The organism is Lagierella sp. (genome assembly GCF_029983815.1).
Lineage (GTDB): Bacteria > Bacillota > Clostridia > Tissierellales > Peptoniphilaceae > Mediannikoviicoccus.
Genome location: NZ_JASBYU010000010.1, coordinates 59551 through 66976 on the forward strand (window position 1 = coordinate 59551; position 7426 = coordinate 66976).

General features: G+C 36.7%; 7 protein-coding genes. 4 read left to right on the forward strand and 3 right to left on the reverse strand.

Annotated elements, in window-relative coordinates; all coding sequences use genetic code 11:
* From Q1K37_RS05505 to Q1K37_RS05520, 4 genes are all read left to right on the forward strand, one after another.
* Positions 1-957: an ATP-binding cassette domain-containing protein gene (locus tag Q1K37_RS05505; RefSeq protein ID WP_300410301.1), complete on the forward strand. Its 957-nt coding sequence runs from the start codon at positions 1-3 to the stop codon at positions 955-957.
* A complete protein-coding gene (locus tag Q1K37_RS05510) occupies positions 957-1637 on the forward strand; it encodes an ABC transporter permease subunit (protein ID WP_300410302.1) in 681 nt (226 codons plus the stop codon). Before Q1K37_RS05505 ends, Q1K37_RS05510 begins: the two co-directional genes overlap by 1 nt.
* Positions 1638-1860: 223 nt before the next feature.
* Positions 1861-2592 (forward strand): ABC transporter ATP-binding protein, encoded by a 732-nt coding sequence (locus Q1K37_RS05515; RefSeq protein ID WP_300410304.1) that lies wholly within the window; start codon positions 1861-1863, stop codon positions 2590-2592.
* The gene (locus Q1K37_RS05520) at positions 2585-4099 is read left to right on the forward strand and encodes an ABC transporter permease/substrate-binding protein (protein WP_300410305.1); all 1515 of its coding nucleotides are present in this window, start codon (positions 2585-2587) and stop codon (positions 4097-4099) included. The genes Q1K37_RS05515 and Q1K37_RS05520 overlap by 8 nt, the downstream gene beginning before the upstream one ends.
* Positions 4100-4180: 81 nt before the next feature.
* Here Q1K37_RS05520 and Q1K37_RS05525 read toward each other — a convergent pair whose 3' ends face one another.
* From Q1K37_RS05525 to Q1K37_RS05535, 3 genes are all read right to left on the reverse strand, one after another.
* Positions 4181-5089: an acetamidase/formamidase family protein gene (locus Q1K37_RS05525; protein WP_300410307.1), complete on the reverse strand. Its 909-nt coding sequence runs from the start codon at positions 5087-5089 to the stop codon at positions 4181-4183.
* Between the two features lie 10 nt (positions 5090-5099).
* A complete protein-coding gene (locus Q1K37_RS05530) occupies positions 5100-6272 on the reverse strand; it encodes a dicarboxylate/amino acid:cation symporter (protein ID WP_300410308.1) in 1173 nt (390 codons plus the stop codon).
* Between the two features lie 188 nt (positions 6273-6460).
* On the reverse strand, positions 6461-7309 hold the full coding sequence (locus Q1K37_RS05535; protein ID WP_300410310.1) for a pirin family protein: 849 nt from the start codon (positions 7307-7309) through the stop codon (positions 6461-6463).
* Positions 7310-7426 lie beyond the last annotated feature (117 nt).

Below are 7426 nucleotides of genomic sequence, written 5' to 3' on the forward strand. Positions count from 1 at the left end.
ATGATTACAGTTAACAATTTAGTTAAGGGTTTTGACGATATCCAAGTTTTAAATGGTATTTCTTTCAATATTGAAAAGGGAGAAATTTTTGGAATCATTGGAGAGAGTGGCTCAGGTAAGTCCACTCTCTTAAGGTGTTTAAATGGATTGGTTCCATATAATAGTGGAGAGGTCCTTATCAATGGAACTGATATTTCAAAGTTAAGTCCAAAGGCGTTACTGGAGTTTCGAGAAAACATTGGGATGATTTTTCAAAACTTTTCCCTTGTAAAGAGGTTGACAGTCTATGAAAATATTGCATTGCCTTTAAAGATAAGGAAGGTTTCAAAGGAAGACATAGATAAAAAAGTTGTTGAACTTGCTAAGATAATTGGGATTGAATCAAAACTTAAGCAAATGCCAAGCAGTCTATCGGGTGGGCAACAACAGAGGGTTGCAATTGCCAGGGCATTAGTAACGGACCCTGAAATCATATTATCCGACGAGTCCACTTCTGCTCTAGATCCCAGCACGACCAAGTCGATTTTGAGACTTCTAAATAGGTTAAACGAAGAGTTAAATGTAACCATAGTGATGGTAAGTCATGAGTTTGATGTTATAAGTGAAGTTTGTGACCGGGTCCTATTTTTAGACAAGGGGAAATGTAGTGCTATAGAAAAACCTGAAGAACTATTTTTGAAGGAGAGTACATTGCTTGAGGGTTTAGTTGCAGAAGAGGATGTAACTTTACCAAGGGATGGAATAAATTTCGAAGTGCTTATTCATTTACCTAAGGACAATCTTCTTATTTCGAAACTTTCTGAATTGACCAATAACACCTTAAAGGTCATAGATAGTGTAAACTACAACTTTAAGAACGGTCTAGTTGTGAAATTCAAGTACAATATAGATGAAAAATTTAAAACTGAAACCATAAAATTGTTGGAAGATAAGGAAATAAGTTGGAGGCAAATATAATGGGAGTAATGGATTTTGAACAATTTAAAGAGTTTTTTATTAAGATAATACTACCTGCTACTCTGGCAACTATACGAATGGTTCTCATTGTTGTAGTGGTGGGTTTTTCCCTAGGTTTTATAGTAGGATCATTATTATACTATTATTCAGATAGTGGACTAAAACCAAATAGGTTAGTCTATAAAATAATTAGCTTTTTTGTAAATATCATAAGAAGTATTCCTATTTTGCTTTTAATAGTTGCCCTGATCCCTCTTACGAGGATAATAGTAGGAACTTCAATAGGACCAAATGCGGTAATTGTGCCATTGTCAGTAGGAGCAATGGGTTTTACGGCAAGGTATATTGAAGGTGTATTTAATAATGTGGATCCGCTACTGATCGAGGCGGCAAGGTCCTATGGAGCTACAAGTATTGATATCTTGAAGGAGATTGTATACAAGGAGTCTGTACCAGGGATAATTTCTGCAATAATTATAGTCATTGTTAATAATATCGCTGGTTCCACTATTGCAGGGGCCGTTGGTGGAGGAGGAATTGGTGCTATAGCCATAAACTATGGATATCAAAGCTTTAACAATACGATTTTATATTCTTCGGTTTTTATATTGTATATCATGGTGCAATGTGTTCAAGGAATCGGGAATACAATCTATGCAAAGTCTTTGAAGAAACAATAGATATTTAGAAATTATAAATTAAGTCGATACAGTCGATACATTGTATCGGCTTTTTTTTATTTTAAAGAGATTAATATAATTGGTTTTCCAAAAACATCCTTTTCTCACACCAAAGCCGCAGTTTACCCACTCAAACCAAATGGGTATAAAAAAATATATCGGGGTTTGTTTACTTAAATTTATTTATTCTACTAGTATTATCCATTTAAAGACGGGGTGAGACATGATAAATTTTAAAAATGTAGAGAAGAGATACAATGACCATAGGGTTTTAAAGGATATAAATTTTGATATTGGTAAGGGGGAGTTTTTTGTCATAGTTGGAAGCAGTGGAAGTGGTAAGACTACTACTTTGAAGATGATAAATAGACTTATTGAGCCCTCTTTGGGAGAGATTGTCATAGATAAAAGGAATATTAAAGACTATAATCTCAGGGACTTAAGGTTATGTGTTGGATATGTGCTTCAACAAGGGGCGCTTTTTCCAAATTTAACTGTCTATGAGAATATTTCTCTTATACCCGAGATGAAAAATTGGAAAAAGGAAGATATAAAAAGAGAGATAAATATACTTATGGAGAAGGTAGGCCTTGACCCAAAGGTGTATTTAGATAGGTTTCCCAAGGACTTGTCTGGAGGCGAACAACAGAGGGTTGGAATTTTAAGGGCGATTGTTGCAAAACCCAAGATTTTGATGATGGATGAACCCTTTAGCGCCCTAGATCCAATTACGAGAAATCAGTTACAAGATTTGATTAAGTCAATTCAAGAAGAGCTTAAGATTACAACGGTTTTTGTAACCCATGATATCGAGGAGGCTTTAAAGCTGGGGGATAGGATCTGTGTGATGGAAGAAGGGGAGATTATACAAATCGATAGCCCTGAGAATATTAAGTCCAATCCAAAGACTGATTTTGTAGAAAAGTTCTTTAATAAGGGGGATGGGGATGAATAATTTGATATACACTTTCAATGATAGATTTGATGAGTGGGTAAGAGCTTTGATTGAACATTTTCAAATTTCGATGATAGCTTTATTTATCGCCATGCTCATTGCAATACCCTTTGGTATTTTAATTGCAAATAGAAAGAGAGTTTCGGAAGTAACGCTACAGGTTGCAGGAGTTATGCAAACTGTACCTTCACTGGCTCTACTTGGACTATTTATACCTATTTTAGGAATTGGAAAAATTCCAGCCATTGTAACCCTAGTGATATATGGAATATTTCCTATTTTACAAAACACCATAAATGGTCTTAGGGGAATTGACCCGGTTTTAAAAGAAGCTGCAACTGCCTTTGGAATGAATAGGATGGAGAAGTTGAGGAAATATGAGATACCCCTTGCAATGCCACATATTATAGGTGGTGTGAGGACTTCCTCTGTAATGTTGATAGGAACGGCGACCCTAGGAGCCTTGATCGGTGCTGGGGGTCTAGGATCCTTCATATTACTTGGAATAGACAGAAACAATTCCTCATTGATATTGATAGGGGCAATCTCATCTGCGTTACTGGCCATTACAATAAATGCTTTGATAAAGTACATGGAAGACAAGAAGATAAAGACCATTTTAACAGCATTTATGCTGACTTTAGCCATCTTGATAGTCTCCACATTTTCCTTTGGAAGTCCCAGTTCAAAACGTATCGTAGCCGCTGGAAAGCTTGGAGCTGAACCAGAAATATTAATAAATATGTATAAGCAGTTGATAGAGGACAATACGGATATAACTGTGGATATAAAACCTAGTTTTGGTAAGACCACCTTTTTATTTGAAGCTTTAAAGAAGGGGGATATCGATGTTTATCCCGAGTTTACAGGAACCATTACATCTTCTTTATTGACAAAAAAAGTAGAAGATTTGTCCAATAAACCAAGGGATGTCTATGAAGTGGCGAGGGATAAGATCTATGAACAAGAGCATATGATACTTCTAGAGCCGATGGACTACCAAAATAATTATGCGATTGCAGTAAAAAAGGACTATGCAAAAGAAAATGGATTAGAAAAGATTTCTGACCTAGCTAAAGTACAGTCTAGTGCAAAGGCTGGTTTTACACTGGAATTCAATGACAGAGAGGACGGAAACAAGGGACTAAAATCCCTCTATGGACTAAACTTGAATGTTGTCACAATGGAACCAAAACTTAGGTATGAGGCTCTTGAAAAAGGGGATATCAATATAGTGGAAGTGTACTCTACGGATTCTGAAATAGTGACCCACGATTTGGTTATACTTGAAGATGACAAAGAGCTTTTCCCACCATATCAAGGGGCACCTCTCTTAAAGGAAGAAACCTTGAAAAAATATCCGAAGCTAAAGGAGATTCTAGAACAGATTTCAAACTCCATATCCACAGAGGCAATGCAAGAGATGAACTATAAGGTGGATGTTAAAGGAGAAAGAGCAGAGGATGTAGCAAAAGAGTATTTAAAGAACAAAGGGTTATTAAAATAATAAAACCAAAAGCCTGCTCTAACTGAATAAGCAGGCTTTACTCTTGTTTATGTCAAGTACAATAGTTCTTGGTTGAAAGATTTACAGCGCCTTTAACATTTTTTCAAAAGGAAGAACTTCTTTAGAAACGGCTGCTCTTATGGTTATCTTTGGGTCTACCAGTTGAGAAATTCTAAAGTCTACAGCAAGGCTTGAAAGTATATAACCTTCTTCCCAAGTAAGACCAAGGGACTTTTCAAAGATGTCTATAATACTATTAAGGGCTTCTTTTGTGGCATATTCCATATTGTCGCCACTTGCAAGCACCATTATTTCATCTTCTGTTTCAAGTATAGGCCAAGGGAAAGACTTGTTTTTAAGAACTTCCACTTGCAAGGTTACTTCTCCTGGAATTTCAAGGCCGGTAACACAAACTTCTCCATCCCCCATAACCGCATGAAGATCGCCTAGAGCAAGCATTGCGCCTTCTGTGGCTACAGAAAAGTATAGTGTTGAGCCTTCCTTTATTTCAGTTGTATCCATATTTCCTCCGTGTTTATAAGGAGTGTCTGTTGTCCATTCTCCATCTTCTCTGTGGGGAGCTACTCCTATAACACCTATCATTGGACTAATAGGGATTTTAATTATATCTGTAAAATTGGCATATCCATCTTTTACATCAATTATTTTAGTGGTAGCTTTTTTTACCTTATCTGGAAGAAACCCAGACCCTGGTATGGCTAAAGAGCATCCGCTATCAGCTATATCTATTTTTTTGATATGAACCTTTAACATGTCTCCAACTTCTGCTCCTTCCACATAAATTGGCCCGGTAGCTGGATTTAAAGAACTATGATCTATCTCTTCTATAACTTGATCTTCCCTTTGGATTTGTTGATAAAAACAGTCGTTGGTCTCAACTATAAATTCTTCTCCAGGCTTAACCTTTTCAACCTCTTTTAAATCTGTAGTGAATTTGTAAATAACATTATTAGAACTTACCCTTTTCATTTTTCTCCTCCTAGTATTGTTTTGCTTTCTTATCAATAATGGTTACTAAAGCACAGTTTCCAGCAACGGAACAAGCTGTTCCAAAACTGTCTTGGGCTAAGTATAGGGCAATCATTAAAGTGCTTTGGGTGTCGTTAAATCCTAGATGAGCACCGAGTAAACCGAGAGCGGCCATAATAGCTCCACCAGGAACTCCCGGCGCTGCCACCATGGTGACTCCCATTAATAATATAAATATTACTATCGAGCCGAAGGAAGGCGTCATTTTATCCATCAGCATTACAGCAGTTGCAAACATCATAATAGCTATGGAGCTTCCGGGAAAGTGAATCGTTGCAGATAGTGGTATGAAAAAGTCTCTTATCTCTTTAGAAGTACCGTTTTTCTCTGCAGTCTGTAAAGTTATTGGAATAGTAGCAGCAGAGGACTGGGTACCTATGGCTGTCAGCCAAGAAGGGATTTGGTTTTTTATAAATTGAGCTATAGTCGGCGCATCCCTATTATATGTTTTTGCAATTATATATTCCAATATGTTGACGATTATCTGAAAGACCACCACTGCTATAAATACAGCGCCATAGGATTTAAGAATTTCTTGAATATTTCCACTAAATGTAAGTTGTGCAAAAATTCCTGCAATATACAAAGGTAGAAAAGGGATGATGGATTTTTCTAAAACCATATTTATTATCCTATGGAACTCAGAGAACAAACCTTTAATCTTTTCAGTCCTTAGAAGGGAAATTCCAATTCCAAGAACAAAAGCTAAGATCAGGATTGAAGTAATATTTGCCAGTGGAGGCATTTCAATAGTAAAGAAAGGTTCAATTTCTCCCATTTCATTTACGGAAGCTGTACCAGAAAGATCAAGAATTTGGGGGAATAGAGCCATGGATAGAAAATATGCTACAAAGCCCCAAAGTATTGTTGAACCGTAGGACATAAAAACTGAAAATCCTAAAATTTTTCCAGAACCAGCACCTAAATCCGAGATGCCTGTCACTACAAAGGCCAGGATGATCATAGGAACAATAAAGTTCAAATAATTACTAAAAATTTGTACAATAGTGTTAATTCCCCTCATTATTGTTAGAGGAGCAAAGGAACCTATCAATATCCCGCAGATTACCCCGATGATTAGTTTAGGTAATAATCCTAATTGGAAACCGTTTTTGTTAGTCATAATAACACCTCTTTTATTATTTTAATATTAACTAATCCATCCTACACCATGCATGGATGGAAAAGCATTAAGCGTGAATTTGACAATGCATAACTTTGCTATAATATATCATAGTGTCCTAGAAATATCAAATTAATATGCTATAAAAAACTTCCCTAAGTTTAACTACAATAGGGAAGTTTTTAAACTTACTTATTAAATTCTATCTTTTCCTTTATAAAGGTACCTTCTCTAAGCTCTCTAAAGGCTTCATAGACTTCGGGCATGGAATTCATCACCACAGGGCCACCCCAAGCCACCTTTTCATTGATGGCGTCGCTGGATAAAAACAGTGTGTAGGACTCTTCGTCACCAATGTTTTTAAATGAGACCTCGTCTCCCTTATCCAGAGCTACGCCAGTCTTTTCTTCTACTTTTTGTCCTTCTACTTCTATTTCGCCAATAAGGGTAAATAGGGTTATAGACTTATTTTCGTCAACATCCACTTGGAAGCTCTTTCCCGGTTCTAAGTGGACATCGTAGTAATCTAAAGGCTGATAATGGGACATAAATCCCGTATGATCCTTGTACTTTCCAGCAAGAAGCCTTAAATAACCTCCGTCAAACTTTATTTCTTCAATTTCCTCTTTACTAATGTGATGGTATTCTGGAGTTACAAATTTATTTGCCTTACTTAAATTAAGCCAAAGCTGAACTCCAAGCATCCTCTCCGTTGCAGGAATAGTCTCCGAATGAAGTATTCCAGACCCAGCGGTCATCCACTGTACCCCGCCGGAAGTAACTTCGTCAACGTTTCCAAGGCTGTCTCCGTGAACCATCCCACCACTATAGATATAGGATATGGTTTCAATACCTCTGTGGGGATGTTCTGGAAATCCATTGATATAATCAGATGGATCTGTAGTGTCAAAACTATCCAGCATAATAAAAGGGTCATGGTCGTCAATGGTTCTTCTACTTAAAACCCTTGTTAGATGAACACCTGCACCGTCCCTTGTTTCAAAGCCTTTGTTAATCGCTTTTATCTTTCTATTCATAATAGTCACCTCTATAGAATTGATACCCCTTTTAATAAAAATAAAAAAGGCGATGTGCAGAGTGATATGCACCCTTAAACACGGACACTAATATTTGATTTTTACTAAGCGGACTGA